Source organism: Variimorphobacter saccharofermentans (assembly GCF_014174405.1).
GTDB classification, from domain to species: Bacteria; Bacillota; Clostridia; order Lachnospirales; family Lachnospiraceae; genus Mobilitalea; species Mobilitalea saccharofermentans.
The window spans coordinates 720,542-747,300 of sequence record NZ_JACEGA010000001.1 but is presented as its reverse complement, the minus strand read 5'-3'; the positions used below and the strand labels follow the sequence as shown (position 1 = coordinate 747,300).

27 protein-coding genes and 1 pseudogene are annotated in these 26,759 nt (G+C 36.3%); 5 read left to right on the top strand and 23 right to left on the bottom strand.

Going from position 1 to position 26,759, the window contains the following annotated elements; translation table 11 throughout:
• Positions 1-273: 273 nt before the first annotated feature.
• The 9 genes and pseudogenes from H0486_RS03360 to H0486_RS03320 all read right to left on the bottom strand — a co-directional run bounded on the left by H0486_RS03360 (position 274) and on the right by H0486_RS03320 (position 6,796).
• Positions 274-1,569 carry an APH(3') family aminoglycoside O-phosphotransferase gene (locus tag H0486_RS03360; protein ID WP_228351640.1) on the bottom strand — a complete coding sequence of 432 codons (1,296 nt, stop codon included), beginning with the start codon at positions 1,567-1,569 and terminating at the stop codon, positions 274-276.
• Between the two features lie 18 nt (positions 1,570-1,587).
• Positions 1,588-1,962 (bottom strand): hypothetical protein, encoded by a 375-nt coding sequence (locus H0486_RS03355; RefSeq protein ID WP_228351639.1) that lies wholly within the window; start codon positions 1,960-1,962, stop codon positions 1,588-1,590.
• 86 nt (positions 1,963-2,048) lie between these two features.
• Positions 2,049-2,882, bottom strand: coding sequence for a CPBP family intramembrane glutamic endopeptidase (locus H0486_RS03350; RefSeq protein WP_228351638.1), 834 nt, complete (start codon positions 2,880-2,882; stop codon positions 2,049-2,051).
• A gap of 5 nt (positions 2,883-2,887) precedes the next feature.
• On the bottom strand, positions 2,888-3,481 hold the full coding sequence (locus H0486_RS03345; protein ID WP_228351637.1) for a TetR/AcrR family transcriptional regulator: 594 nt from the start codon (positions 3,479-3,481) through the stop codon (positions 2,888-2,890).
• 149 nt (positions 3,482-3,630) lie between these two features.
• Positions 3,631-4,179 (bottom strand): hypothetical protein, encoded by a 549-nt coding sequence (locus tag H0486_RS03340; protein WP_228351636.1) that lies wholly within the window; start codon positions 4,177-4,179, stop codon positions 3,631-3,633.
• 154 nt (positions 4,180-4,333) lie between these two features.
• Positions 4,334-4,720, bottom strand: a complete 387-nt coding sequence (locus tag H0486_RS03335; protein WP_228351635.1) for a desulfoferrodoxin family protein — start codon at positions 4,718-4,720, stop codon at positions 4,334-4,336.
• A 19-nt stretch (positions 4,721-4,739) separates the two neighbouring features.
• A complete protein-coding gene (gene rbr, locus H0486_RS18660) occupies positions 4,740-5,273 on the bottom strand; it encodes a rubrerythrin (RefSeq protein ID WP_228354355.1) in 534 nt (177 codons plus the stop codon).
• 48 nt (positions 5,274-5,321) lie between these two features.
• Positions 5,322-5,900, bottom strand: a pseudogene (locus tag H0486_RS18655) (flavin reductase); the annotation flags it as partial.
• A gap of 272 nt (positions 5,901-6,172) precedes the next feature.
• A complete protein-coding gene (locus H0486_RS03320; protein ID WP_228354354.1) occupies positions 6,173-6,796 on the bottom strand; it encodes a methylated-DNA--[protein]-cysteine S-methyltransferase in 624 nt (207 codons plus the stop codon).
• Positions 6,797-7,131: 335 nt separating this feature from the next.
• Here H0486_RS03320 and nagA point away from each other — a divergent pair, with 335 nt between their 5' ends.
• Positions 7,132-8,253: an N-acetylglucosamine-6-phosphate deacetylase gene (gene nagA, locus H0486_RS03315; RefSeq protein WP_228351634.1), complete on the top strand. Its 1,122-nt coding sequence runs from the start codon at positions 7,132-7,134 to the stop codon at positions 8,251-8,253.
• Positions 8,254-8,351: 98 nt separating this feature from the next.
• On the opposite strand, the gene H0486_RS03310 is transcribed toward nagA, so the two are convergent.
• Positions 8,352-10,685: an ABC transporter permease gene (locus H0486_RS03310; RefSeq protein ID WP_228351633.1), complete on the bottom strand. Its 2,334-nt coding sequence runs from the start codon at positions 10,683-10,685 to the stop codon at positions 8,352-8,354.
• Positions 10,686-11,375 carry an ABC transporter ATP-binding protein gene (locus H0486_RS03305; protein ID WP_228351632.1) on the bottom strand — a complete coding sequence of 230 codons (690 nt, stop codon included), beginning with the start codon at positions 11,373-11,375 and terminating at the stop codon, positions 10,686-10,688.
• Positions 11,376-11,586: 211 nt separating this feature from the next.
• Between H0486_RS03305 and H0486_RS03300 the strand changes: the two genes are divergently transcribed.
• The 3 genes from H0486_RS03300 (at position 11,587) to H0486_RS03290 (ending at position 13,633) form a co-directional block, all read left to right on the top strand.
• A complete protein-coding gene (locus H0486_RS03300) occupies positions 11,587-12,276 on the top strand; it encodes a response regulator transcription factor (RefSeq protein ID WP_228351631.1) in 690 nt (229 codons plus the stop codon).
• Positions 12,277-12,282: 6 nt separating this feature from the next.
• Positions 12,283-13,164, top strand: coding sequence for a sensor histidine kinase (locus H0486_RS03295; protein ID WP_228351630.1), 882 nt, complete (start codon positions 12,283-12,285; stop codon positions 13,162-13,164).
• Positions 13,165-13,450: 286 nt separating this feature from the next.
• Positions 13,451-13,633: a hypothetical protein gene (locus H0486_RS03290; protein WP_228351629.1), complete on the top strand. Its 183-nt coding sequence runs from the start codon at positions 13,451-13,453 to the stop codon at positions 13,631-13,633.
• Between the two features lie 439 nt (positions 13,634-14,072).
• On the opposite strand, the gene H0486_RS03285 is transcribed toward H0486_RS03290, so the two are convergent.
• The 11 genes from H0486_RS03285 to H0486_RS03235 form a co-directional block, all read right to left on the bottom strand.
• Positions 14,073-15,299: a radical SAM/SPASM domain-containing protein gene (locus H0486_RS03285; RefSeq protein WP_228351628.1), complete on the bottom strand. Its 1,227-nt coding sequence runs from the start codon at positions 15,297-15,299 to the stop codon at positions 14,073-14,075.
• 110 nt (positions 15,300-15,409) lie between these two features.
• Positions 15,410-16,669 (bottom strand): sensor histidine kinase, encoded by a 1,260-nt coding sequence (locus H0486_RS03280; protein ID WP_228351627.1) that lies wholly within the window; start codon positions 16,667-16,669, stop codon positions 15,410-15,412.
• The gene (locus H0486_RS03275) at positions 16,666-17,379 is read right to left on the bottom strand and encodes a LytR/AlgR family response regulator transcription factor (protein ID WP_228351626.1); all 714 of its coding nucleotides are present in this window, start codon (positions 17,377-17,379) and stop codon (positions 16,666-16,668) included. The genes H0486_RS03280 and H0486_RS03275 overlap by 4 nt, the downstream gene beginning before the upstream one ends.
• A gap of 182 nt (positions 17,380-17,561) precedes the next feature.
• A complete protein-coding gene (locus H0486_RS03270) occupies positions 17,562-18,188 on the bottom strand; it encodes a CPBP family intramembrane glutamic endopeptidase (RefSeq protein ID WP_228351625.1) in 627 nt (208 codons plus the stop codon).
• Between the two features lie 4 nt (positions 18,189-18,192).
• Complete coding sequence (locus tag H0486_RS03265; RefSeq protein ID WP_228351624.1) at positions 18,193-18,999, bottom strand: ABC transporter permease; 807 nt, start codon at positions 18,997-18,999, stop codon at positions 18,193-18,195.
• Positions 18,992-19,861 (bottom strand): ABC transporter ATP-binding protein, encoded by an 870-nt coding sequence (locus tag H0486_RS03260; RefSeq protein ID WP_228351623.1) that lies wholly within the window; start codon positions 19,859-19,861, stop codon positions 18,992-18,994. Before H0486_RS03260 ends, H0486_RS03265 begins: the two co-directional genes overlap by 8 nt.
• A gap of 702 nt (positions 19,862-20,563) precedes the next feature.
• The gene (locus H0486_RS03255; RefSeq protein WP_228351622.1) at positions 20,564-21,454 is read right to left on the bottom strand and encodes a leucine-rich repeat domain-containing protein; all 891 of its coding nucleotides are present in this window, start codon (positions 21,452-21,454) and stop codon (positions 20,564-20,566) included.
• 223 nt (positions 21,455-21,677) lie between these two features.
• Entirely contained in the window at positions 21,678-21,908 is a 231-nt protein-coding gene (locus tag H0486_RS03250) for an aspartate dehydrogenase (RefSeq protein WP_228351621.1), read from the bottom strand.
• A complete protein-coding gene (locus H0486_RS03245; RefSeq protein WP_228351620.1) occupies positions 21,908-22,426 on the bottom strand; it encodes a macro domain-containing protein in 519 nt (172 codons plus the stop codon). The genes H0486_RS03250 and H0486_RS03245 overlap by 1 nt, the downstream gene beginning before the upstream one ends.
• A gap of 31 nt (positions 22,427-22,457) precedes the next feature.
• A complete protein-coding gene (locus tag H0486_RS03240) occupies positions 22,458-23,045 on the bottom strand; it encodes an alpha/beta hydrolase (RefSeq protein WP_228351619.1) in 588 nt (195 codons plus the stop codon).
• A gap of 553 nt (positions 23,046-23,598) precedes the next feature.
• On the bottom strand, positions 23,599-23,976 hold the full coding sequence (locus tag H0486_RS03235; RefSeq protein WP_228351618.1) for a hypothetical protein: 378 nt from the start codon (positions 23,974-23,976) through the stop codon (positions 23,599-23,601).
• Between the two features lie 271 nt (positions 23,977-24,247).
• Here H0486_RS03235 and H0486_RS03230 point away from each other — a divergent pair, with 271 nt between their 5' ends.
• A complete protein-coding gene (locus H0486_RS03230; RefSeq protein WP_228351233.1) occupies positions 24,248-25,411 on the top strand; it encodes an IS110 family RNA-guided transposase in 1,164 nt (387 codons plus the stop codon).
• A gap of 128 nt (positions 25,412-25,539) precedes the next feature.
• On the opposite strand, the gene H0486_RS03225 is transcribed toward H0486_RS03230, so the two are convergent.
• Positions 25,540-26,538, bottom strand: coding sequence for a DUF5688 family protein (locus H0486_RS03225; protein ID WP_228351617.1), 999 nt, complete (start codon positions 26,536-26,538; stop codon positions 25,540-25,542).
• Positions 26,539-26,759: the final 221 nt, after the last annotated feature.

Sequence of the window (26,759 nt, the reverse complement as noted above, 5' to 3'; positions counted from 1 at the left end):
TAAGATGACGTTCTTAAAATATAATTCCTCCTCTCCATTTTCATTATTTCTATTGCCTGATACCGAGATTATTATTATATAGAGTAACAGAGTATGACTTATTTAATAACATTAATTTAGCAACATCCTGTCACGTACTCAATATTCTATGCATAAATAGTCCGACAAAGTGCAAAAAACGACTGTTTTTTAGCTTATGGCTATACTTCATTGCATATTTTCTAATAGAAAAGTCCTACACATATAATGCAGGACTCTCTAAACTTCTATTTTTTAAAACAATTCATCTAATAGTATATAGTACCGTATTTTCTTATCATCAGGCTCGATTCCCAGTTCTTCAAAGAATATCTGATACAATGCCGGATATGTCTCTTCTTTTCCTATTAACTCAAGATTATATCTCATGGAACGAACCGCCAAAGCAATATCCTGCCATCTATCACCCACTCCGCTATTACCAATATCTAAGTAGCCAGACACCTCATTATTTTCAATGAATACATTCGGCAGGCAGTAATCCCCATGCACAAATGCCTTCTCTTTTTCCGGTCTATTATCTCTTAGATATTCGTATAGCTTCATGGGATTTGAAAAGCCATTATCGCCAAAGGTATCCGGTTCCACTTGCTCCATGTCGATTAGATTATTTTCAACTCTACTCAAGGCTTTGCTCAGTTGATAATCAAGATTTACTATCCTTGGACAACCAGTGATATCTACCTGCCACAACTGCTTCAGTCCCTTTGCTAATGCTCTTGCCATATGTTCCAGGTCAGACATAATGTCCGGATCGCAGGCCATCCTTCCATAAAGCCGTGTCATCAAAAGATAGTTGAACGTTCCGCCCGTGTGGAAGTATTTGATGTCCGGTACCGGGAGCTTGCCCTGAAGCCATTGTAGCATCTGATATTCCTCATCGGAGGAGCTTTTTTTCTGTTCCACCTTCAGTACCAGATCATTCTCAAACATATAGATATGTGCTCCTGAACAACCGATGGATTCTACTTCAAAGGAATATCCTTCTATCATTTCCTTCATAATATCCGGTATACATGGAAGAATATCATTAAAGAAGATCTTCTCTTCCCTTAGTCTTTCCATTACTTGTGTTTCTCTGGTCACCCACGGACAGCGTTCGAGGTCCTTCATTTTCTTATTCATCTCGATTGCTTCCTGCAAGGTCAACCATACTGCTTCGTAACGATATTCCTCTTCGTAGGTATCCAGATTTCTCTTTCCTATCTCAGACTTTACCTCACAATAGTAATAAAGGGATTCCATTTCAAGAATATCCTCATATTCTCCCTTTCTTCTCTCAAGTACTCTTCCATATTTCCTGATGGTTGCCCTATCTACCTGATAACCGGTTTCTTCCTGAACCTCACGAAGTAACGCTTCCTCCAGCTGTTCTCCCTTTTCCACACCACCGCCCGGGAATTTGACGTCTCCGTACCTACTGCATATGAACAGATATTTTTCACCGTCACATATGATGGCCCTTACTGCTGTCCTTTTGAATACGGAAGTTTTCGTATTGTAATTTTTCAAATCTATTAAGATATCCATAAGAATTGCCTCACTTTTCTACATTCGCAGAGCTGTGATCCAAAAACAGATTGCTGAAAACAACGATAATGGAGTCATTATGTATTTTTCTTTTTTGCTTTTTGAAATGAAATTCATAATGATATTTAGCGACAGGTATACTGCCATTATAATGCAAATGATTCTAGTGATTTTATGGCTAAACCAAAGGGATATGATTCCTCCCGCCTGTAATATTATTATCACAAAAAACACCTGAAGTAATAGCTGCCCTACTAATGCTATTCGAAGCTTCTTAGGAAAGACCTTATGCTGTCCTCCCATCGTTAATTCTCCTAATGGTAATCCACAAATCAAGAGAATACTTATTAATATTACAATTGAAAACAACCCTGCACCAATGATTGCTGACATTATTCTTCCTCCTCACACTCAAATATTTGTAATCAATTATTTTTTAATCGTTTACTATTGTAATTGCTCATTTGAACACATATTTATCATCCAGCACCGGTAACATAATTTTTCTTTATTCGATATTTTCTTAAGCTCAATCCAATAAGAAGCAATATCGCAGTTGTTACAAAACCAGATATGGGATCAATCATAACAGATAAGCTTTTCTTAATTCGAAACACATCAGTTGTTACAAACAGCAAAGTAGGTACTGCATCTTCCATTGCATGCAAGATAACACAGGGCCATACGGAATTAGTAAGCCTTCGTAATTCTACGAACAGAGGCGACCAGAAAATCATCAATACAATTCCTATTACTACCATCATTGGTCTGCTGGTCTCTGTAAAATATTCATCCGGCAAGAAGAACATATAGTATGTAATATGCCACATCCCCCAAACCAGTCCGCTGGTAAAGTACAAAAGCCAATCGTTCATCTTTGTTTTTTCCAGGTATGGAACAAGACATCCCCTCCAGGCAAATTCTTCGAATATATTCTTGATACAGCTTCCGAAAAATGTGGTAAGCATTAATGCAAATAATGCTCCTGATTCAAATTTTCCTATGGTTAATCCACCGCCAGCTTTCGCTATAATGATACTAATCAACATGATGAAAGGGTATACAAGAACAGCAACGCCATACCATTTTATATTATTCCTAAGATTAGTTCTGGCACCTATCTCTTTTAAATCCTTGTTAATGATTCGTAGCACAATACCTGTTAATAACGGAAGTACCAGCCATAACCCCATACCCAATGAATTGCCTTCCGGCTGATCTGTAAGTACCTGATCCAACATATATCCAAAAATCCCGGCCGTTAAAGTCACAAATACAAATATGGCTAACGCAATTTTATCTCGTTTATTCATTTACTTCACCCTATTCTATCATTTTCATCATTTTTTAATATTGCTAAAAACCATTCCTTTTCTGGTAATATCAGATTATCTCTTGCTACCAGCGTTTCTGCAAAACCCTGAATACTGCTATAAAATAATGCAGAGAGTGTCAACGGATCCCCCTGTCTGATTATTCCTAGCTCCTGCCCCTTTTCAATGTATGGAATACTCTTTATCTCAATATCATTCTCCTTTATCATTTGAGCTGCCCGCTCTGATACTGTTTTTGCATTAATTGCCACCAAGCCCATGAATACGAACATTCTTGAGGCAAAATTGTTACGGGTTGCAACCGATAGAAACCATTCCACTTGTTTTTCAAAAAAAACTAACGGCGATTCATCTTCTCCGGCATCCATCTTCAGCTTTTCGCATCCGATCTCCACTAATGCTTCATAAAGTGCCAGCTTATTAGGAAAATAATGAAACATAAGTCCTGAGCTTATCCCTGCATCTTCTGCTATTTTTCTGGTGGATGTTCCATGATACCCATACTGAATAAAATGATTCAATGCAATATCTAATATCTGCCACTTACGCTTTTCGTACTGTTCTTCCTTCTTTGACATTCAATCCTCCATACTCGAACACATATCCAATATATTGAGCAACTGCTCAACTATATATTAAGCATCTGCTCAATATTTGTCAAGTATTTTTTCTTAGCATACTGGCATATACATACAAAACGCCCTTATCTCCCAATACTATGAGCTTCTTAACTTATATAGGTCGAAGCAACCTCAATCACCTTCCATTTGGCATCGCCATATTCCATTCGCACTTCAAATCCTTCAGCACACCTGATGAATGGATATGAAATATCAATATTTATTACTTCGGATCTATGTATATATTCTTTTTCTGATTTTCTGCTTATTGTGATGGAGGTCCAATCATACTCTGATTCCACAAAATTATTGTAACCGTTTTGACTCAGATAATCCTTCGCCTCCTGAGAAGATGCCCATCGTTCCTTATTATCCGTAAAGACCACTAATACCGTATCTTCATTAGCATAAGAATCCTGAAGCCATTCTTCATACTTTTCTATTGCCAATTCTTGAAACTCCGAAATATCAATTGTGATAAGGCGTTTTCCCTTATCTATTCCCTTGGAATCAATAAATTCAATTGTAACTGACTGAAGAAGCTCTACAGCATAGCCGGACATATCCTCCTGTTTAACCGCACCACATCCGCTAAGTAATAATATTGTACTGCATAAAGCAATCAAGCACTTTCTGTATTGTTGCAAATTCCTCAATATAGTCTCCCCTTTTCTCTGCTAGTATTAAATACGAGTACTGTTTGGACCTACTAGGATCGCAGTGGCTTTTCCATAATCCTCGCTCTGTAAAAAAGTATAAGAAAAGACCGCTCGTCTAATTAAAGATAAGCGGTCTGATAGTTATGTAATATTATTTTATATCAGTCTTCCACAGACCATGTAGGTTACAATAAGCATAAACTGCAACTGGTTTATCCTCTTCAAAGCTGAATACTACCTTGGGTGCTTCACCAACCTTGAGGCATTTACGTTGGCCACCTCTCTCTGTCTCAACATATACAAAATCAATGTGATGTGCTTCCTCCATAGGATGAGGAGCACTACCAATTTCTACTTCAATCTTATTACCAGTAACCTTAACAACCGGTAAATGCTTTTCAACGGAAGCTTCAACTGTGTTCGGAACAAGCTCTGTCATCTTTTCACCACAGCATACCATCGGAACACCTTTGTTATCAATTAAACCAATCAAATTTCCGCAATGCTTACATATAAAGAATTTCTGCTTACCACACATAATATACTTCCTCCTTTAATTAATAATTTTCTTTTCTAACTTCAAAGAAGCTCTGTGGATGTGCACATACTGGACATACCTTCGGTGCTTTCTTACCAATAACTAGATGTCCGCAGTTACGGCATTCCCACATGGTTTCTTCTGATTTCTCAAATACCTGTTGCATTTCTACATTTTTAAGGAGTGCGCGATATCTTTCCTCATGAGCCTTCTCGATTTGAGCTACCATTCTGAACTGAGCAGCCAGGGCAGTAAATCCTTCTTCCTCTGCATCCTTAGCAAATCCCTCATACATATCAGTCCACTCATAATTCTCACCTTCTGCTGCATGAAGTAAATTTGCTGCGGTATCTCCCAGCTCGCCAAGCGCTTTAAACCATAGCTTAGCGTGTTCCTTTTCGTTATTAGCAGTCTCTTCAAAAATTGCTGCGATTTGCTCAAAGCCTTCTTTTCTTGCCACAGATGCAAAGTAAGTATACTTGTTCCTTGCTTGTGATTCCCCTGCAAATGCTGCTGCAAGATTTTTCTCAGTTTTTGTTCCTTTGATGTTCATAGTCTTATCTCCTCCTGTTTCATCTTGAATTTTTGAAAAATCCTTTACTCCATGTTTACAAATCGGGCATATAAAATCCGGTGGTAATTCTTCACCTTCATAAATATAACCACATATATCACAACGCCAACCTTTTTTTGATGCTTTTGGCGGCTTTGGCTTTATATACTTCTGATAATAGGTATAGGTTACCGTTTCATCATTGTTCATGGAATGAGCATCCACTACTTCTGCTTTAAATAAAGAATGAGTTCCGAAATCAGTCACATCCAGAACCTTGCAATACAGATAGGAATTCGTATACTTAGATAAGTAATATAGTCCACTTTCACCGATCAATTTATCTTTAAAATCCGAGAATTTATCTGCAGTTTTTCCAGATTGATAACCAAAATGCTTAAATACATCAAACGGAGTATCCTGTGTTAAAATGGATATATTAAATTCTTTGGTTTTCATAATCATATCATGAGTTAAATTCTGCTTATTCACTCCAACCACAAGGTATAACGGAGTATCCGTAACTTGCATTACAGTATTAATAATACACCCGTTTCTTTTGTCACCATCCTTTGCTGTCAAAACATACAAGCCATATCCAATGTTAAATAGCGCGTTATTATCCATTCTTTACTCGCTTACCCCTTTCCCGGTTTCCGATATCAATTTATCAATGCATTTATTATATCATATTGTTTAATAAAAATCATGTATTGTTTGTATATTTTATAACAATTTTATAAATTATTTCCTCTATCACTTCATATTTTGACTTTTACATATAAAAAAGGAACACCTTTCCAAATTAATAAGAAAAGTGCCCCTAATATGTTATTAATGTATGTCATTAATTTATTTTCATTTAGTCTCTGGTTATTATTCCATCCCAAAATCATTCCTTATTTCATCTGATACTTTTGTAAATCCACCTTTCCATCAATCACTTCCACTCCTTCCGCCTCCAAAATCTCCGCCTGAACTCTTTCTCCACCAAAAGCAAACGCTCCTGCAAGCTCTCCCTTCGAATTCACCACTCTAAAACACGGAATATTCTCTGGGTCTGGATTTTTGTGAAGTGCATTACCGACTGCCCTTGCCATATTCTTATCACCCGCAAGCTCCGCCACTTGGCCATATGTCGCAACATGCCCGTAGGGTATCTTCTTCACAGCTTCATAAATACGCTTTGTAGGTGAATTAGTAACTAAGTCATAGCTCTCCTCTATCATCGTCTTGATGTCTTCGTCCGGAATCGTACCATCCAATATAATTGTATTCCAATGCCGTTTATTCTGATGATACCCCGGAATTACAGACTTATAGACACTTCGCCAGAAATAGGCCTTGTCTGGGTCAACCTTTACGTTCAGGTTGATGTAGCCGTCTCGCTCATAGGTCCAGAGGAACGCCTTCTTGCTCGGTAAAACACGAATAAGCTGCCAGTTCGGGTCATGAAAGGGAGCTTCCTGGTATGTATCCGGAAAAGAAAGGCCAAACTCCAATATCACTTCACGCGTTACCATCGCACACATATGTAATCACTCCTAATCAATTAAATGTCTGAAATATCTCTATCTAATCTTCTATACCAACAATAACTCAAGTTAATGAAAATAGTCCATCTTTATTAATCCATTTTATACGCTAAAGCCAAATGTATCAATGAAAATTTTCGCTTAATCGACAATGCTTTTCGTATATCTATCTCTTCCCCGGGTGGCATTGATTTATCCCATGGGAATTGATAATATTATTAAGAGGCAACAAATAGTCCTAATTATAAGAGGTAAGGGAATAACCCAGAATTAGAAGTTATTAGGCATAGTCACTAATATCCAAATTAGTTAGGAGACTGATTATGATTATTAAAAATGCTCACGTATTTACAGATGATGGTTTTTTAAAGAAAGATATCTATACCGACGGGGATCGTATCTCCAGCTCTCCTTCCTCTGAGGTTGAAGTCCTTAATGCAAAAGGGTTATATGCCATTCCCGGCTTAATTGATATTCATTTTCACGGCTGTGTGGGATATGATTTCTGTGATGGCACTCAAGAAGCAATTCAGGCCATTGCAAACTATGAAGGCATTTGGGGTATCACAAGCATTGCTCCGGCAACAATGACCTTAGGTTATGATGAGTTAACAAGAATATTCAAAAACGCTGCCTCTTATCAAAGTAAACAAGGCGCAGAGCTTGTTGGTATTAATATGGAGGGGCCCTATCTTAGTCACGCTAAAAAGGGTGCCCATAATGAAGCCTATTTAACTCCCCCCGATCTTGATCATTTTCGAACAATGCAAGAGTTATCCGGAGGATTGATTAAGCTGGTGGCAATCGCTCCAGAGGAAGCTGGTGCTATGGACTTTATTCAGGCTGTAAAGGATGAGGTGGTCATCTCTGTAGCGCACACCACGGCTGATTATGATACCGCAGCAGAAGCCTTTCGCAGTGGTGCAAGCAATGTAACCCACCTGTACAATGCCATGCCCTCCTTCTCTCATCGAAGTCCGGGGGTGATCGGTGCAGCTCTCGATGCTGAACATGTGATGGTTGAATTAATCTGCGACGGTATTCACATTGCCCCCAGTGTGGTTCGCGCCACCTTTAAAATGTTCGGAGATGATCGGATTATTCTAATCAGTGATAGTATGATGGCTACCGGCCTCGAGGATGGAGAATACTCACTTGGCGGACAGAGAGTCCGTGTTACAGGAAACAAAGCCACACTGATGGATGAAACCCTCGCAGGCTCTACCACGAATCTCATGACATGTATGACAACGGCTGTATCAATGGGTATTCCTTTGATAAGTGCTGTTAAATGTGCCTCGGTTAATCCGGCAAAGCAGCTTGGAATTTATGATGAGTATGGCAGTCTTACCCCTGGAAAATATGCCGATATTGTACTACTTAACCCCGATTTAAGTATTAATCGAGTTATTCTTAAGGGGAAAACTTTTCATTCGGTTTCTTAAATAAGTAATACATAAGTAATACAATAGGAAGAAACATGCTTCGTATATATAAAAGGTCTGATGTATCATATATGCAACAGACCCTTTTTATGAGTTGCTTATCTTCTCAACTGCCCCATGACGCAACGTCTGGTGGTAAACAACCCAACGCCCATTATGAGGATGCCCCATATTCCACATGCCTTTATAAAGGATACCACATCAAAGATGATTCCCCGATCAAATATGAGCTTTCCGAATTGAATACAGCCTACTAAGGCCGAGGCCAGACCTATCAGACCGACAATTGCCAGGCTAAGGGTAAGCAGCATAAGGCTTTCATACATAGTAATTCTCCTAATGACTTTATTACCGGCGCCGATTGCTTTCATGATCGCCATTTCATTTCTTCGTTCATCCAGCTGCGTATTCAGGGATGCGGCCAGTCCAAATCCAGCTACCACAACAAGCAACAGACTTACCATCAAAAGTGTGTTCAGCGTTACCGCATAGTGGTTGAAAAGCGTATCTGCTATCTCCTTTTTGTTCTCGTCATTCATCATAATAATTCCATTCTCCTTTAACTGAGATGCCAGATTATTATAATGCCTGCGGTCGCTAAATCCGACTTTATTGGTCTTGCACTTTACGCTGCTATAACATCGATTCAAGTCCACATATTGAGAAAGACTCGCTTGCGGAAGGAATATGACTTTTTCCTCAAACAGTTTAACAATTCCACCCACACTGCCTTCCATCATGCTTCCTTCTATCATAAGCTTTATTGGGTCACCAAGCCTCAGCTTCTGTTCCTTCTGGAGTTCTTCGCTAATGACCACCTTCCTATTGTTATCATATTGAAGCCAATCCCCCTCCAGCATAATCGGAGCAAATAAGCGGCTATGATCCTGTGGTGCAATAAGTTGATATGGTACTTCTTCCTCTCCATCCACATAGGTAGCCTTTGTTATTTTCCAAATCTCATATTCCTTAATTGTATCCACCTTTGAGAGCATTTTGCTGGTTTCCGCTTCATTGGATGCTCCCCCTAATATGAACTGGTAATCATAAAGCTGAGAATTCATGTATTTCATAAGATTGGATTTTAATGAAAATTGAATTGTGAAAATAACGATGAAGACCACACCACCAAAGCTTAAAGTTATGAGATTCAGGATTAAGGTTCGCTTCTTTCGAAGTAAATTCTTCGAGGCTAACAGGATGGTACTGGGAAGCTTCAGCTTACTATCCCAAGTACGATTCTTAAAGACCCCTTTATAGCTGATACCATAATCCTCAAAGGCTTCCTTAATGGTAGCCTTCACTCCCCTTCGAATCGGAACGAGTATCAGAAGAAGCGGCACCAGCATGGAGACCATTGTAAACAGCCCATAATCCCAGAAGGGCACCCCTGTATTCTCCGGTATCAGATTACCAAGGCTCATTAAAAGCCTTGCTATAAAATCTGATGAAAAAGCCACAATAGTCAGAGAACAAAGGAAACTGATCCCCAAAATAATTTCAAAAGCAATGAGATATGCTTTATATATCTGTCCGGGTTTTGTGCCTATTGACTTAAGGATACCGATTTCCCTTACCTTTGCTGCCATAATAGAGGATATGAGATTACCCATAATCATACTTCCTAACAGGGATGCAACAAAAGCAATGATTCTTAGAAGGAACAGGGCCGAATCATATTCCTTATAGTGCATGTTCTCTCCAGGTACTTTGGGTATCTCCAAATTAATTACGTTATATCCCTGCTTCTTTAAGAGAGAGACATAGTCATTGCATACCATCTCAATCGTTTCCTTCTCGTAGGTATTTTCCTTTAGTAGAATTTCAACCAGAAAGGTATTAGCGCCTTTCATATATTCTATGGGCACATATAAATACACGCAGCCATGAATAAAGGGAGGATGTACACTCATATCCTTCACCGACCCTGATATCAGTAGCTGAGACTCAATGCCCATCCCATCTTTTATCGTTACCGTATCTTCAATAGAGGCATTTGCAACCTGGATAGCACCTTCTTCAATCAGAGCTTTCCCTTCTTTGCCGGGGAGTTCCCCCTCCAGTAAGTTGATCTGGTTGATCTCTTTATTAGCTATGTTATGAATACCAAATAAATATAGAGGCTTCCAATCCCCATTTCCTGTCATGATTTGCAGTTCTTGAACACTTTTGATTTCATAATCCATACTCTCGGACATTCGTTTGGTTAACTCGTCTAATGCTTTATAATCCTCTGCTCCCTGTACGGTTACAACAGCCGATGACGGATTTGAATGTCTATATACCTGTTGGATCTCTCTTCGAATAATCTGATAAGAGAACAACATCATTCCAAAAAACGAAATACCCAGGGTCATGGCAATGAATGCAGTCATAGACCGTTTTCCTGTACTGATTAAATCCTTAAGAGCCTTCTTCACTAATCCTCTCATCTAGACACACCTCACGATCAGCTTATCAGCAATAATTCTTCCATCCTGAATAACAATATTCCTTGTAACTCCCTCATGGATTTCTCTTTCATGGGTTACCATGAGAATTGTTTTTCCTCTCTGGTTAAGCTCTTGGAAGATCTTCAGGATATCCTCAGAGCTTCTTGAGTCCAGATTACCGGTGGGCTCGTCGGCAATGATTAAATCCGCGTCATTTGCCAATGCCCTGGCGATTGCCACTCTTTGCTGTTCTCCTCCGGACAGCATGGCAGGGTACTTATTCTCATGTCCCTCCAAACCAACCATTTTCAACAATTCCTTGGCTCTTGCAGCCCGCTCCTTCCTGGGAATTACTTTGGCAATATTCATTGGCAATAAGACGTTCTCTAACACAGTCAGGGTTGGTAGCAGCTGAAAGAATTGAAACACGATTCCCACATTAGCCCCTCTCCAACTACACATCTCTTCTTCAGATAAGCCATTCACATTAAGATCATTCACATACAGATAACCGCTATCTGATTTATCAATCCCACTTATCATATTCAATAGAGTTGATTTACCACTTCCCGATTTACCTGTGATCCATACATACTCTCCGGTTTGAACATTAATCGTCACATTATCCAGTACAATCCTCTTACCTTCACCTTGGCCATATACCTTACTTACATTTCTAAACTCTACCATTATAGAATTCCTCCTTGCAATTTACATTTTCTGATTTCAAATTCTAAGACCTGATTCTTTGAATTTCCTTTGAAAATGGATTTAATTTTCAAAATATTCATTTCGTTAACTTACAAGTGAATTCCAAGGAGAAATATGTTATGATAAGGAAAATATAGAAAAACTTTAATTTATTGAGATGAGAAAAAGTTATAAATGAAGGAGATGAAGGATGCGGGTATTAATTGTTGAAGATGAGATCGCACTGGCAGATGCTCTGCAATATATCTTGCTGAAGAATGGATATCAGGTCGATGTAGTCAATAATGGTATCGACGGAGAAGCCTATGCCTGTTCCGGTATTTATGATGTGATTGTATTAGATCGCATGCTTCCCGGAAGAGAGGGTGTCGAAATCCTAAAGGCTATTCGTAATACAAAGCTGAAAACACCAACCATGTTCTTAACTGCCAAGGATTCCATTGATGATCGCGTGGAGGGACTGGATGCAGGAGCTGATGATTACTTAATTAAACCTTTCTCCAACAAAGAATTCTTAGCCCGCGTCAAGGCTCTATCAAGACGAAGTGAAACCCTCACCATAGGGGAAGCACTTACGATATCCGATACAAAGCTTTATATTCATAAGTGTATTTATGAAATTGATGGAAAGCAGATATCCTTAACGAAAACAGAAACGCAGCTATTAGAGTTATTTATACGAAATAGAAACCAGGTACTCACAAAGGAGCAGATTCTTGAGAGAATCTGGGGCTTTGACAATGAAGTAGAAATCGCAAATGTAGAGCTTTACATCTACTACTTAAGGAAAAAAATAGATTTCTCAAGCTCAGACATAGAATTAAAGACGGTAAGAGGTGTTGGATACACTTTGCTTGAACGTATCTCATTGAAAGGATAAAAGCAGATGATAAATAAAATAAGACATCGTTTCATTCTGTTTACTATGCTCATAATCAGCATTGTTTTAGGATTTGTAATCCTTCTTGTTTCCTTAGGCTCCAAAAGCGCGCAGCCTATCCACCGGCTGTTTATATCAGCCTTCGTAATTATTCTGATTGTATGCGCTGCCAGCATACTTTTAGCCAATACCGCAATCAAGCCGATTAAAAAATCATGGCAACAGCAGCTTGATTTTACCGCCGATGCCTCTCATGAACTGAGAACACCGCTTGCCATTATTCAATCCAATCTTGAAATTATTATGGAGAATCAGTATGAAACTGTGGAAAGTCAGGAAAAATGGTTGAATAATGTACTCTACGAAACGAAGCGCATGGCAAAGCTGGTAGATGATCTTATGACCTTATCGCGTGCAGACTCCAAACAGCTTAACCTGCAATTTGCTGAGTTCCCGATGGATCTGATCCTCAACGAACGAATTAATTCCTTTTCGGCAATTGCCAAGGCCAATGATATCCATATAGAAAGTGATATTACTCCGAACCTTACCTTTAACGGTGATGTAAACCGTATCACACAATTATTCACCATTCTTTTTGACAATGGTGTGAAGTATATGGGACGTCCGGGAACCATCCATGTATCAGCGTATTTATCCGGAAAGCATATCCATGTGGACATAAAGGATGACGGGGTAGGAATTCCCGCCGAGGAAGTAGAGAAGGTGTTCTATCGTTTTTATCGTCTTGAAAAATCCAGAACCCATACACAGCCGGGCTCCGGCCTCGGCTTATCGATTGCCAAATGGATTGTTGAGGCTCATAATGGAAAAATATCCGTTCATAGTGACATTAATCTAGGTTTTGAGGTATCGATTGTATTCTGATGTATAATACATTCCGCCATTACTGGCGGAATGTTATGTCCTCTTGATTGCATTATTGGAAAATAAAATCACCCAAAGAAGTTACATATTATATATGTGCTCTTAGGAACGGTACAGTACCTAAATGGTAGTTTCCAAGTATAGCTTATAAATGATCCATTGAGAAATTTCTATATACCATTAACCTTACTTTAATGTTTCTTAATAATGAAAAAGCTTAATTGGTCATCAGATGTCTCTCGTATAGTGTATTATAAGTTTACAATAAATGTTTGGAGATGATATTATGTTTGACTATAACAGGGATGGAAAATCAGATTATAAAGATCAAATCACAGAAATGATGATAATTAATAAAGATGCTAAAAAACAAACGCATCTCCATAACAACAATAAAAAGAATGGTAGTTATGGCTGCTTGGTATTTATTATTATTTTTATTGTTATATTGTTCTTTATCTTAAAATAACTTATAACTATGAAATGCTGGTAAATATAATCACCAGCATTTCATAGTTATAAGTTATTTAAATCATAAGAGCTTGAGCTTTCTCAATCTTTCTCGACCATTGCCTTATATATATACTCGTATTCAATGCAGTCAGGAAGTCCTCATTCATCTGATTAGTATCATCACTGACAGCTTCCTCATTTTTGCTTATTAAATGCCATTGGCTTGGCAGGAGGCATATCAAAAATAAGTGGCCCTTAAACTAATTCATAAAATTACCATCCTAGCGTAAAGCAACCCAATACTGGTAGTCCATTACTTGAGCACCTCATAGCATTTACTTCTTCAAATTTAAAAAGCATTATCTTCACCTCACTTTCCATTATTTATTTTGTCATACTACTTTTTCCAATGCTCCCAAACAGCAGTCATTCATCTTACCAGTAAGAGCATTAACCTACAGACCGTATGCTGCTTTCAAACTACTGAATTTTTTATCCAATGTATGGTAACTCACTTCACAAATATCTGCTTTCGCATATATACTTCCAGATGCTAAATAGCTTCTAGCCCTGCACCCACCGCCGCAGAAATTACCATACTTGCATTCACTACATCCTTCTATATTATTAATATCCAAATTCAAAAAGGGATTATCTTCATTAAACACTATACTTTGCAGATCTTTCTCAAAGATGTTTCCAAGTTTTAAATCATCTATATGTAACATATGACAGGGGTATATCGTTCCATCAGCGCTTACACTTATAAGAAACCTTCCAGCACCACATCTGGATTTACACGATAAACTCTCACCTTCCATTGCCGAATCAGTAATAACGGCTCGATGATGTTTTAAGAAGTGTTCGACCATATCAGACTCTTCCTTTCTCAAGGTATAATCTTTAAACACTTCATCAAACGGGGAGGTGGTCAACATACTGAAGTTGAACATTGTTCCCATATTATTTGCTAAATTCATATACTCTTCCATATATATTGCATTTTTTCTATGAAGAGTAAATATCAAATTTACTTTGGCTTTATGCTCCATCAAAAACCTTACGGTTTCTAAGACCTTTGGCATAATACCTTCGTCTCTTATAAAGTGCACATCCTCTTGGTAACCATCTACCGATACGCTGATTGCATCAATATATGGAAGTGCTCTAAGGTATCTTTCATGTGGCATAGTTCCATTCGTAATAATCTGCACAACCATATCCAACCCTTTTGCATACTGGCAAATCTGTTCAATATCTTCTCGTATAAATGGCTCACCCCCGGATATCACAATAATTCTCACACCATTATCTGCCAGTTGATCCAGCACATGGCAAACCTCTTTATATGTAAGATCTGTCTTCTTGTTTCGATTTACGACATAAGAATAACATCCTACACAATGAAGATTACATTTATCTGTTATATGCACATACGCAGATGCCATTCTTATATTGTTCTTAATTGAACTTTTAAAATAATTACCTCTCTTCAATGCTTCATATAAGGGTTCTGTCGTCTCTGTAATTTCTGCTTCTCCATCACTATAAATATCATCTATCATTTTACTGCCTTCTTCGGTTAGTCCAATCAGTGATCCAGTACGATTATTCCCAATCATCTTAATCCCATCAACTTCAAACCGAACAACATCAACCTGAAATCGTTCTTTGATTACCATCTTATCTCCTCTCTTGTTTCTGTTAATTAATGGTATTATATTATCATACGAATTTCTACTTTGTATTAAATTGTAATTTTTATGTTGATTTTATGTAATTATCTAACTATCTAAATATCAAGGTATAGCATTATATTTACAGTAAAATTTTTGCCATCATCTTCAACCTCAAATGTTCCATTATATAATTCTGTTGTAGTCTTAACAATATCAAGGCCTAATCCATGCAAGAAGCTGTCCCTGTTATATTTTACAGGTTTATCTTTATATAGATTCGAAATCTGTATTATAAGTGCATTCCCCTTAAAAAACATAAACCATTTTATAGTTTTTTCGATCTCTTCTTGATCCTTTAAAGCATTAATTGCATTATCCAATAAATTTCCAAAGAGCCTAACGCAATGGTGATATGGAATTGGCAACCCCGCTGGAATGTTAATATCTTTTTCAACTTTAATACTATATTTTTGAGCTAATGAAAGCTTTATATTTAATACAGTATCAATAGCGTCATTTCCTGTCATTATCAGATTTTTCACTTGCGCTTGTTCAAAGAGCAGTTCCTTTAGATAATTACCGGCTTCATCCACTTTTTTCTCAATTAATAAACTAGAAACAACCTGAAGATTATTTTGCATATCATGTTTTATTTTCCGAATAGCATCTTGGTTTTCTGCAAGTGAATCATAATAATTCTGCTGCCATATCAGCTGTTGCTCATACTCATCTTTTTGTCTTTTTACTTCAAAAGTAGAACTAATTGTATCATAAAGATAAAACACAATAATGTTCATATACAATATCAAAACGGTAATAGGTATTAACATAGTCGTTTCTTCTTTTAATGATACATTATTTATTTGCTCACTAATCAGCACCATACATGGCATAGCGATAAAGCTGAATAAGGGTATAGATATTAGTAATGCCAATAATTTAGGCTCAAGGATCTTCCCTCTTATTGTCTGACATCTTACACCAATCTCAACAATAATAAAAAAAATAAAATGAGGAATAAAGTACGAATAAATAGTATGTGTATTACTGTGGGATACAATGAACATAGTCATTTGTGAAAAACCAGCAAACCCAAGTAAAAGAACTGAATATACTAATTTATTTCGCTTTTTACCTTTATAAGTAGGCAAAAACATGATACTCCACGCTGCTATTGATACAATATTTGAATACTTAAGTTCAAATTTAATTAAAAGCGTAAAAAAAGCCAAAAACAAAAAGTACATACAATATAGAATTATTTTTTTTAGTTTGATCAACTCCATTAACCTATTGAAATATCGGAGAATAACCCACAGGTCAAACATATTTAAAATAAAATAGAGAAATATATTTGATGCTTCCCAATTCATAGTCCCATCCTCCATTTAGTATATTTCATATACTCCATTTTTACACTCTTGCGATATTTCTTGCTTATAGGAAGATGTGTCCCATTATTAAGAATTATTTCATCCAGATATATTGCTTTAACGTAGTCCATATTGATAAGATATGATACATGTATTCTTACAAACCAACTATTATCTACCATACTTTCTACATCGGATATTCTTGAATAAAAGGCATACACGTCATCGATTGCATAAACATTAACCTTTCTTTTATCTCCCTCAAAATACATAATATTCTCGCAGCATAACTGTATTCTTGCTTTATCCACAGTAATAAATATGTACTTCTTACTGGTATATATATAATTCACAGCAGCCTGAATCACATCTTCTAATTTTTTATAATCAACTGGTTTGCTTATAAATCTAAACGGCTGTACTTCAAATGAACTAAAAACATAATCGGAGTATAATGTAACAAAAACAATAATCGCTCTTTTATCCATTTCTCGTATTTCTTTTGCAACATCAAGGCCATTAGTCCCAGGCATCTCAATATCCAACAAATATATCTGATAGTAAAAATTTTTATTTTTCTTCAAATAACTTAATAGATTGTCTCCGCTATAGAAGCAATCTATCTCGGCATCCCTAACATTTATTTTCTCTACCGCTTCTTCAATAAATGCCAGGTTTTCTTTACTATCATCACAAATAGCAATTCTCATAGTTATTTGAATCCCTCCTTTATGTCTTTACAGCATTATAACATCACGCTGTGAAAAACACAAAGTTGAACATTTATAGATATTTAATTTATTATATTGTATGTAAACTTGTCACTTCCTTGTTATTCATTACTTCCTCACACTCTGTAAACCCAAGATTTCTTTACATATGACATCCCTTTTTACTTCAATAACGAGGTCGCCAAAAGGTTATTTACTAAATGAAGTGTTATTGGTAGATACAAATTATTTGTTTTAAGGTAACAGACTCCTAAAATCACTGACATAGGCAATCTATATTCCAAATTTGTCATAAAACTATCACTGCTATGCAATACAAACGCAAAAACACAGGAACATATTAGTACGATAATTACTTTATTACTTGTAATTTTCTTGGCAATAAAGAATAGTATTCCTTTTGAAAAATATTCTTCAAAAATTGCCACTCCTATATTCTGAAATATTGCAATGGTAAAAAGTATTACATTGGTAATATTGCGGCCAATAACAATATACAAAAATGTTATACCAATAATAAATAAACATATGATAATTTCAAGCACACTGATTGGACCAAATCCCACTTCTAATTTGGTTATTGAATATTTTCTTCTCAATAGGAATGTGGGTATTATGCCAAAACCAATCAACATTGCACTCCAAGTCAGCAAAATCATTCCCATACTTGAAGCTGCGATTCCAAAGACATTCATAACATTTGTAATTATAAGTGAACAAATAATTACCCCTACCATCCCCAATATAACGATTCCAATAAATTGAAGGCTATTTTTTACTTTTATCATACGATTATAAATCCTTTTCTTTAAACCTTTTTGCTCCTAAGATATCAAACATCAAACAAAGCGCTAGGGATAGTGTTAATTGTCCTATAACATAAAACAGTCTCTCTGAATTATTCACATTAACAATATCGGTAGTTGTAGACACCTTATCTGCTAAGCGTACTACATATGTCATTGGATTAAAATATTTTATTATCGAGAATGTCGCTACATTATTGCAAAACAATGTGACACAAAATGACAAAACAATCGTAATCATTGGCTTAAATCTTACTCCTAAAAACAATGACAATTGAGGAAAGAAAAAAAATGTATAGACATATATCATAAATAATGTACAAACCAAATCCGGTGTATTATTACCAAATACTTTTCCAGTCACATAAATTGTGTTACTATCAGGAATCACAAAAAAATATATTATAAATAATACTCCAACACTGATTAAAAATATTAATGTACTAATGATTACAAGAGAAATACTCTTCCCATAGTACATCTTCTCCCTATTTCGATATCTTGAGTTAAATAGCAAAATGCTATTATTATCAATCTCACTAGATAACATTTGCGTTCCAATAAATGACATAATGACAGGCCCGATAAAAAGTGCTGTTGTATTTAATAGTTGAAGTACCACCCAGAATATTGCACTTTGATTTTTCGTACCAACATAGGTTTCATCCATTCTCAAAGCATATATAAAGCCAATAGCCACAATCCCAAGTATAGCTATTATATCTTTTCTCTTTAAAAATTTTATGATTTCAATTTTTATAATTAGTAAAGTGGACGTTTTCACACTACTCACCGCCTTCCTGCTTAAAGAAATCATATAGGGATCTTTGCTTGATTTCCAAGTCAATCACATTAATTCCAACTTCATCTAGCTTTTTAAAAATAATACCCAACTCCTTAGCATGATCAACAATGACCTCTTTTCCCTTTATATTACAGTTAAGTAGGATTCGTTTTGTATCTTCGTCGATATTTTTATCACATTTCAAAATATACTTTTTATCATAGTCCATTACTCCATCATATTTCTTCCTACCATTCTCAATCAAAACAACACGGTCACAAATCTCTTCCACATCTTCTAAATCATGACTTGAAAAAAGTATTCCAACTTTTTCTTCTCGAGCTTTCTGTAAAATTATGTTTTTCAAAATTGCTTTTCCTGTTGGATCTAATCCTACAAATGGTTCGTCAAGAATTAGAAACTGAGGTTCATTTAGTAATGCTTGTGCTAAACCTAGCCTCTGGCACATTCCAAAAGAGAACGCCTTTGTTTTTTCTTTTTTCTTATTTTCCAGTCCTACTAGTTTCAGTATATCTTCTACATTCTTTTTTACACTTTTTACTCCAGCGGCTTTTAATAAGATACTTAAATTGTCAGCCGCATTCATATATGGTATAAATGTTGGTTCAATCAATATTCCAAATTCATTTAATTTGGATTCTTTTTGCAGCAAAGTTTCTCCTTTATATAAGATGTTCCCACCCGTTGGATAGATGTTACCCGCAATACAATTTAAAAGTGTTGTTTTCCCTGCTCCATTTTTGCCTATTAAAGCAACAATCTCTCCAACATTGACAGAAATATCCATCTTTATTAAAGCATCTACATTCGCATATGATTTACTTAAGTTTTTTACTTCTAATAAAGGCATTTACATACTCCTTCTTTTTATTCTTAATAATAGGATAGTATCACATCATGACACTATCCTATTATTAAGTATGTATATTTGAATTACTTACGACTATATTGCATATTTGCAATTCAAATATCTAATTTTTTCTTTTACTACCAACCAAGAACTACGCATCCAAATACCGGAATTCCAGCTTCAAAGCAGCCTAATGCAGCGTTTTCTACGTTAAATAACATATGCTTCTCCTCCTTCCATTTAAAATAATATAATCTCGTGATTAGTAGAAAACACGAGTTCAACGGAAAGTAAGTATTTCATCTATGAAAATCCCTAATATTTTTCTATTGGAATACTTAATTAATCCCTCCGTTTTCAAAGTTTTCCACCTTTTTGTGTACCAACTTTGTAATAGTATATTATCATTTGCAATTGATGTTTTTCTTTATTTGTCATTTTTGGTGCAATATACAGTAAATATTGAACCTTATATTCCATTCTGTACTCCATTGAGTAAGCTGAAAATGCATTCCATCAACTTATCATTCCACATTTTTGACCGAACTCACGAAATCCATAGGTTCCATAACCCTAAACATTAACTCCTCAAGAGTTCAGGTATCCATTGTATTCTAATGTCATTTAATAATTGCATCAAAAAAACAGGCAGGTCCATCCCATGATTTAAGATGGACCTGTCTGTTCTGCAGTATATATCAATTATTTTGTTATTCTCTTAAAGGTCACCGTCTTAGGAGCTCCTGCCTTCTTTATCAGCTTGACAATCTTATCATAATTTTCTTTAGATGCTTTAATCTTTATAGTAGCTTTTTTATTAATTCCGGAAAATGCATTCTCCCCTACTTTCTTCAGAGTTGAATTAATCGTAATTGTCTTAAGCTTACTAGCATCAGCAAAAGCCTCTTTTCCTATTGATGTTACGGTTGATGGAATCGTTAACGATGTAATGTTCTTATACTCAAGAGCATTATTCGCTACTCCTGTTACCTTATAGACCTTATTACCAATTGTTACTTTTGATGGAATATTTGCTTTATCACATTTCCAGATTGAATACAGTGATACCGTCTTTCCATCTCCGTTGTCACAAAATGTCAGGTTGTCTGTTCCAGCAAAGCTTGTAATAGGATCTCTTGAACGAATATCTCCAATAACGGTCTGTGTATCACTTCCATCCTGCACATAAGCACCTAATACATAGTATACGTACTTTCCAAATGCTTCCTGAGGTATGCTGCCACTAAACCATACTGCATCATATGCACCGGGAGTATCATAGGATGAATAGTAATACAAATCACCAGTTCCCATTACTTCGAAAAGAGCTTCTGACATCACATAATCCGATATATACTCGTACGAATAGGGGTCTACTAAAGACCCGTCCTTGTAATACACGCCAGCTTCTGCGTATACATATTCTCCAACACATAACTCTTCATAGCCATCCTCATCAGTCAATCTTCCCGACAAATAGAAATCATCCACACTATTTGCCGCATTGATTGTAATAGCATTCGCTTGCGAAGCTGCTAAGCAAGCAATTGCTAATACCAATCCTACCACATACTTTAATACTTTTTTCTTCATTGTTCTTACTCCTCACCATTTTTTTTTAGAAGATTTAACATCTTCAGTATCAAAGTATAACATTATATGACATAAATTTCAATTATTTCCTTTCTGGGCTTTCACCTTGAGTTCACGAAATCAAAAACAGGCAAGTCCATCCTATAATTTAGAACGGAGTTGCCTGCCTTCTATCATATAATTAAGTTAACCTACACGATGCTATGATCTTAATTCCTTATCCCTAGTATTCCTTATCTATGTGCTTCAGCTTATATTCCTTCATAAATTCCGTTAACTCATGCTGGTTTCGAATCAACATAACTTCATGAAACTCCCCGGTCACCTTGTCCTTGAAGCCTGCCACCTGCTCGCCATTACAGATAGACGCGCGAATGACGGGTTTCTCTTTCTCCGGGTTGTAATCATATGCGGGTACGGATGTAATTTTTTTGGATAAGAAATCGAATATCATCAGCTTAAATCCTCCAACGTCTTCTGTCCTAAAGACAGAATCTCATCATCAAGTACAGCAAATACAATATTCATTTCATAATCCGTATTATCACGGATAAAATCGATGCATGCCTGAATAGCTATACTCCATGCCTGGACTAAAGGATATCCGAAGATGCCTGCAGAAATAAGTGGAAAGCCAATTGAAGAAAGTCTATTCTCCTTAGCCAGAAGCAACGTCTGTTTATATGCACTGTAAAGGAGCTTAGCCTCATCATGATAGCCTCCCGACCATCTCGGGCCAACGGCATGTATCACATATTTTGCCGGAAGTCTAAAACCTGGAGTCATCACAGCATTTCCGGTCTTACAGCCGCCAATAGCTTTGCATGCCTTGGTCATTTCTGAGGAACCAGCTTCCCGGAAAATGGCACCACACACTCCTCCACCTTCCCAAAGCCCCTCATTGGCTGCATTTACAATAGCATCTGTATGAAGTTCTGTAATTCCAATCTTCTTAATCTCAATTGAACTCATATATCTACACTTCCCTTGAACTTCTCTTCTTTCATTGGATAGTCGCTTTCCTAAAGTCGCCCTTTTCTGTTATAAAGCACTCTGTGATATGCATTACCTCCCGAAGGTTTGCTATGTTACGATCAACTACTTCGCATTCCAATGAATGGCTACAATGCGGATAAGTATAAAGCTTAATCCCCTGTGCCTGAGCCATTGTCTTTATTTTCTCCACATCTGACCAGGGATCTTCATCACCGATAAATGCTACCACATTTTGAGAGCTATAAGAAAACGCAGCCTCAATCGGTGTGTACCAGATCTGTTTAACATTTATCTCATGTTCTGAAAGATATCTCGCCATGACCACGGTTCCGATGCTTTTTCCGATAAAGAGTACATCATCATAATCAGCAAATGATACATTCTGCAACTGCTCTTGAGCCTGAACAAAAGGGATGTCAGCGGCCTTTTTCATCATTACAGTATCACCTTTTTTTATCTGTGGAATGTCGTGATATTCAATATTTATAACATCATATCCCAGGCTTTGCACTAGCTTCGAAGCATAGTACAATAGTGGCTTATCCTTGTGATAACCGATTCCCGGGAATATAACAGCTAACTTTTTCTTTGTCATTATGTCACCATCCTCGACTGCTCTGTTTGAAAAAGGATTATAAGTGAAACAGTTATGATTTCATTTATTTATCTGTTATTTTATTATGACATTGCATGCATATCTTTCTCATCTGGTGCTTAAAACGGTTCACATGGTTTCTCCTGTAGAGTCATTATATTCTTCAAGAGTCTAGTACCATCGAACAGAAAGCCATTCATCTTACGCCCAACCAGTCCAACTTTAGTCTTCTCGTTCTGAATAGATAAAATGCACTGGCACTTTTATCTATTGTAAAAACATATCAACAAAACCATCATCTACTCCATATCTTACTGTACTATCACGCAGTTCTGATTATAACCCATGTCTTTCGTAGAAAAACTTTCTTTAATTGCTTATATCTCTTAACAAGATCATATTTAAGCATCGATTTTTCTATACCTTTCTAATCTAGTGAGTGCCATTGTAAAATGTATTGTCAAGAAGATACTATTTTAAAGCATCTAGTACAACTAATATCTGATTTATTTAGTAATATTTTTACATTGTCACTAATGAAGTCGAAATAACATTAAATCCTGTATTTATCGCTATAATACTTTTTATATATAACATTCGCTTCTTCAATTATTATATTTTTATTTACTAAATACTCTTCTACTATCTCTTTTTGCAATCGCGTTCCCTGCATCCCGTGTAAATCCGTGTCTGGATCAAGACAACGTATTCTTGCTGTTTGCATACGCACACCAGCAAAATTACGAAACGTTTCAGACGCGGTCTGCCCATTAATTTTTTCATATCTATATTTTAAGAATTTACTTAAACCTAATATTTCTTCATCAATTTTATATGAAGGAAGATATTTTGTTCGGAAATAGTTTTCAACTAATAAAATAACTTCCTCTCTCTCCCAAACAGGCTCATTGATCTTCTTCACAACTTTCATTATTATATCTTGTATGATGTATTTAGTAACAAATACATCAATACTCTCCTTTCTTTTCAACTTTGTTATAATCAATAGTAACACTGTGGACTTTTTATTTTATCCTATAGCTTTGACTATTTTTAGGAGTGTATTGCCACAGTTTTATCTGAATCATTTATAGTTGGATAAGTCAATACGATTTAATCGTTAGAACTTTTATGTCACGCAAGTCTATGATGATAAAACTCGGTGGACAAACACAGTGATTATTTACTAAGGAGTTGATCTTATGATTTACGTTGGCATTGATATTGCCAAGCAAACACACTATGCAGCCATTATTAATTCAGATGGTGAAGTCCTTGTTAAACCATTTGCCTTTTCAAATGACCATAGTGGATTTCAAAAACTACTGAAACATTTAGATTCCTATTCTAAAGAAGAGCTTTATATTGGTATGGAATCTACTGCCCATTATGCAGAAAATCTTACCAGCTTCCTTTTCACAAGGGGATTTCAGGTTTGTATAATCAATCCTATTCAAACTTCCTCTCTTAGGAAATCAAATATCCGTAAAACCAAGACGGACTCGGTGGATACTTATCTCATTATCAAAGCTTTAACTTTAAACCACTATCATTTATATTCGGAACGCGATTACAATTCCTTGCAATTAAAAAACCTATGTCGCTTCCGTCAAAAACTTATGAAGGCTAGGACAAAGGTTAAAATTCAACTTGTGACTTATGTGGATTTGTTATTCCCGGAACTCCAGTATTTCTTTAAATCTGGTATTCACGGAAAAGCTTGTTATACTCTATTAAAAGAGCAACCAAATCCCGACAGAATTGCGAAAATGCATCTCACAAGGTTAACTAACCTTTTATCAAAGTCCTCTCGCGGACACTTTAAACAGTCTAAAGCTGTACATTTAAAAGAGCTTGCATCGCAATCTGTCGGTATTAAAAATGATACCCTATCTTTGCAGATTTTGCAATCGATAAAACAGATTGAAATGTACACAGAACAGCTTGCCGAAGTAGATCAATCCATTCATGAAATCATGGATAAGATGGATTCTGTTATTAAGACTATCCCTGGTGTTGGAGCAATAAACGGTGCCATGATTATTGGAGAAATCGGTGATATATCACGTTTTGATAAACCATGCCAACTGCTCGCCTATGCAGGGCTAGATCCATCGGTATATCAATCAGGAAATTTCACTGCCGCTAGAACACGAATGTCCAAACGAGGTTCCAAACTACTTCGATATGCACTAATAAATGCAGCATGGCAAACCACCTTGGTAAATAAAACTTTCAAGGAATATTATGATTTAAAAGTCTCTCAAGGTCGTCGTCACTACAATGCTCTTGGCCATGTAGCTCATAAATTAGTCCGTGTTATACATAAGATGATGAGCTCTAACGTTGAATTCAATTTAGCTTAGCCTTACCTATCAACTATATTTAATTTTCAGAAAGCACCTTTATGATGCTTTATTTGTTATGCACTTTATTATAATAAATAAGCTTAAGAAAATTTCTCTTTTACTATTGACTTTTCATAGTTGGTCTCCTAACGAGACTGCTCTTCCCTGTTGTAGATTAGTTTTGGTTCTGCAACGATACCATCTAGTCTCTTGTTTGGCGTATCCGTAGCAAGTGAAAGTTTTCGTAAATCCTTATCATAGTGATATACTTGATTTGATAGCCTCTCATCTAAGGCAACCTGATCCATATTAATTTCAGCTACCATCTGTGCAAGTTCATTCGGATCTCCCATGGAAGCAGAAACTGCTATCACTTCATGAAGCGAGGAAGGCATAATATAAAGATCAGTGCCTAAGTTTTCTGCTAATCCATGAAGTTTATCCTCATATAGCATAGAAATTGCACCATTAATCCCCCGTTCATTACTAATTACCCACATAGTCTGTTCGGGAGGCATCTCACCAATCATCATATCAGCAACCTCTGCTGGCATTCCATCTTTCGTAAACATCTCACGAATTACATCATTCATACTATTTACACAAGGTGGAAATAATCTTCTTGTATTATCCACTGCAAGTTTAAACATCTGCTCTTCTGATAAACCTAATCTCTCAGCTAGTGAATTACGAATAACAGTACTCTGAATCCCCTCAACATCTGTTTTTACTACCCATCGATAGATAATGGACAAATCCTGAAAAGACCTATTGGGTGTATTCTGTAGCATTTCTTTATTTTGCTCTGTGTTCACAAGCTGAAATACGATATTTTCCTTAGCGGCATCTAACTCAATGGCAGGCACAACTTCTGGTGCTTCCTTCATCGCACGTTCCATTCTGCTCGCTGCAGTCTGTAATACCTCTTGAAGATCATCGTTCTTCTGATAGTGTGTATACATATCATTAATATAGATGGTTGGTGTCACTTTAATATCACCTTCTCCAACAAGGTTCATCCCATCCAAAGTCATATTAACCTTATCAACCGGATGTATCTCTAACTTCATGTCTTTGTACTGAGATGGCATATAATCCATAAATTTCTCAGCTACTACTTCTTTAAAAATCTCATAATTCATCATTAATTTCCTCCTAAAATAAAATGAGGAGATACAAAAAGCTTGTATCTCCTAGTGATTAGTTCATTATTTAATTGATAAGGTACAACACTATGGTGTTACCTTCTGTCGTCTGTATCTGGTCATTGATCCATCTCTCCTTTCAAAAATCGGTACAAAAAATAGCCAGTGGTTAGCTGGCTAAAGTATTTGTGAAATGATTTATCTATATATGCGAAAGTATA

What these genes read in the sequence shown, in the direction of transcription:
- H0486_RS03360 (WP_228351640.1), bottom strand. Translation starts at nt 1,569, where the DNA reads ATGGATATCTTAATAGATTTGAAAAATTACAATACGAAAACTTCCGTA.
- H0486_RS03355 (WP_228351639.1), bottom strand. Translation starts at nt 1,962, where the DNA reads ATGTCAGCAATCATTGGTGCAGGGTTGTTTTCAATTGTAATATTAATA.
- H0486_RS03350 (WP_228351638.1), bottom strand. Translation starts at nt 2,882, where the DNA reads ATGAATAAACGAGATAAAATTGCGTTAGCCATATTTGTATTTGTGACT.
- H0486_RS03345 (WP_228351637.1), bottom strand. Translation starts at nt 3,481, where the DNA reads ATGTCAAAGAAGGAAGAACAGTACGAAAAGCGTAAGTGGCAGATATTA.
- H0486_RS03335 (WP_228351635.1), bottom strand. Translation starts at nt 4,720, where the DNA reads ATGTGTGGTAAGCAGAAATTCTTTATATGTAAGCATTGCGGAAATTTG.
- rbr (WP_228354355.1), bottom strand. Translation starts at nt 5,273, where the DNA reads ATGAACATCAAAGGAACAAAAACTGAGAAAAATCTTGCAGCAGCATTT.
- H0486_RS03320 (WP_228354354.1), bottom strand. Translation starts at nt 6,796, where the DNA reads ATGGTAACGCGTGAAGTGATATTGGAGTTTGGCCTTTCTTTTCCGGAT.
- nagA (WP_228351634.1), top strand. Translation starts at nt 7,132, where the DNA reads ATGATTATTAAAAATGCTCACGTATTTACAGATGATGGTTTTTTAAAG.
- H0486_RS03310 (WP_228351633.1), bottom strand. Translation starts at nt 10,685, where the DNA reads ATGAGAGGATTAGTGAAGAAGGCTCTTAAGGATTTAATCAGTACAGGA.
- H0486_RS03305 (WP_228351632.1), bottom strand. Translation starts at nt 11,375, where the DNA reads ATGGTAGAGTTTAGAAATGTAAGTAAGGTATATGGCCAAGGTGAAGGT.
- H0486_RS03300 (WP_228351631.1), top strand. Translation starts at nt 11,587, where the DNA reads ATGCGGGTATTAATTGTTGAAGATGAGATCGCACTGGCAGATGCTCTG.
- H0486_RS03295 (WP_228351630.1), top strand. Translation starts at nt 12,283, where the DNA reads ATGATAAATAAAATAAGACATCGTTTCATTCTGTTTACTATGCTCATA.
- H0486_RS03290 (WP_228351629.1), top strand. Translation starts at nt 13,451, where the DNA reads ATGTTTGACTATAACAGGGATGGAAAATCAGATTATAAAGATCAAATC.
- H0486_RS03285 (WP_228351628.1), bottom strand. Translation starts at nt 15,299, where the DNA reads ATGGTAATCAAAGAACGATTTCAGGTTGATGTTGTTCGGTTTGAAGTT.
- H0486_RS03280 (WP_228351627.1), bottom strand. Translation starts at nt 16,669, where the DNA reads ATGAATTGGGAAGCATCAAATATATTTCTCTATTTTATTTTAAATATG.
- H0486_RS03275 (WP_228351626.1), bottom strand. Translation starts at nt 17,379, where the DNA reads ATGAGAATTGCTATTTGTGATGATAGTAAAGAAAACCTGGCATTTATT.
- H0486_RS03270 (WP_228351625.1), bottom strand. Translation starts at nt 18,188, where the DNA reads ATGATAAAAGTAAAAAATAGCCTTCAATTTATTGGAATCGTTATATTG.
- H0486_RS03260 (WP_228351623.1), bottom strand. Translation starts at nt 19,861, where the DNA reads ATGCCTTTATTAGAAGTAAAAAACTTAAGTAAATCATATGCGAATGTA.
- H0486_RS03255 (WP_228351622.1), bottom strand. Translation starts at nt 21,454, where the DNA reads ATGAAGAAAAAAGTATTAAAGTATGTGGTAGGATTGGTATTAGCAATT.
- H0486_RS03250 (WP_228351621.1), bottom strand. Translation starts at nt 21,908, where the DNA reads ATGATATTCGATTTCTTATCCAAAAAAATTACATCCGTACCCGCATAT.
- H0486_RS03245 (WP_228351620.1), bottom strand. Translation starts at nt 22,426, where the DNA reads ATGAGTTCAATTGAGATTAAGAAGATTGGAATTACAGAACTTCATACA.
- H0486_RS03240 (WP_228351619.1), bottom strand. Translation starts at nt 23,045, where the DNA reads ATGACAAAGAAAAAGTTAGCTGTTATATTCCCGGGAATCGGTTATCAC.
- H0486_RS03235 (WP_228351618.1), bottom strand. Translation starts at nt 23,976, where the DNA reads ATGAAAGTTGTGAAGAAGATCAATGAGCCTGTTTGGGAGAGAGAGGAA.
- H0486_RS03230 (WP_228351233.1), top strand. Translation starts at nt 24,248, where the DNA reads ATGATTTACGTTGGCATTGATATTGCCAAGCAAACACACTATGCAGCC.
- H0486_RS03225 (WP_228351617.1), bottom strand. Translation starts at nt 26,538, where the DNA reads ATGATGAATTATGAGATTTTTAAAGAAGTAGTAGCTGAGAAATTTATG.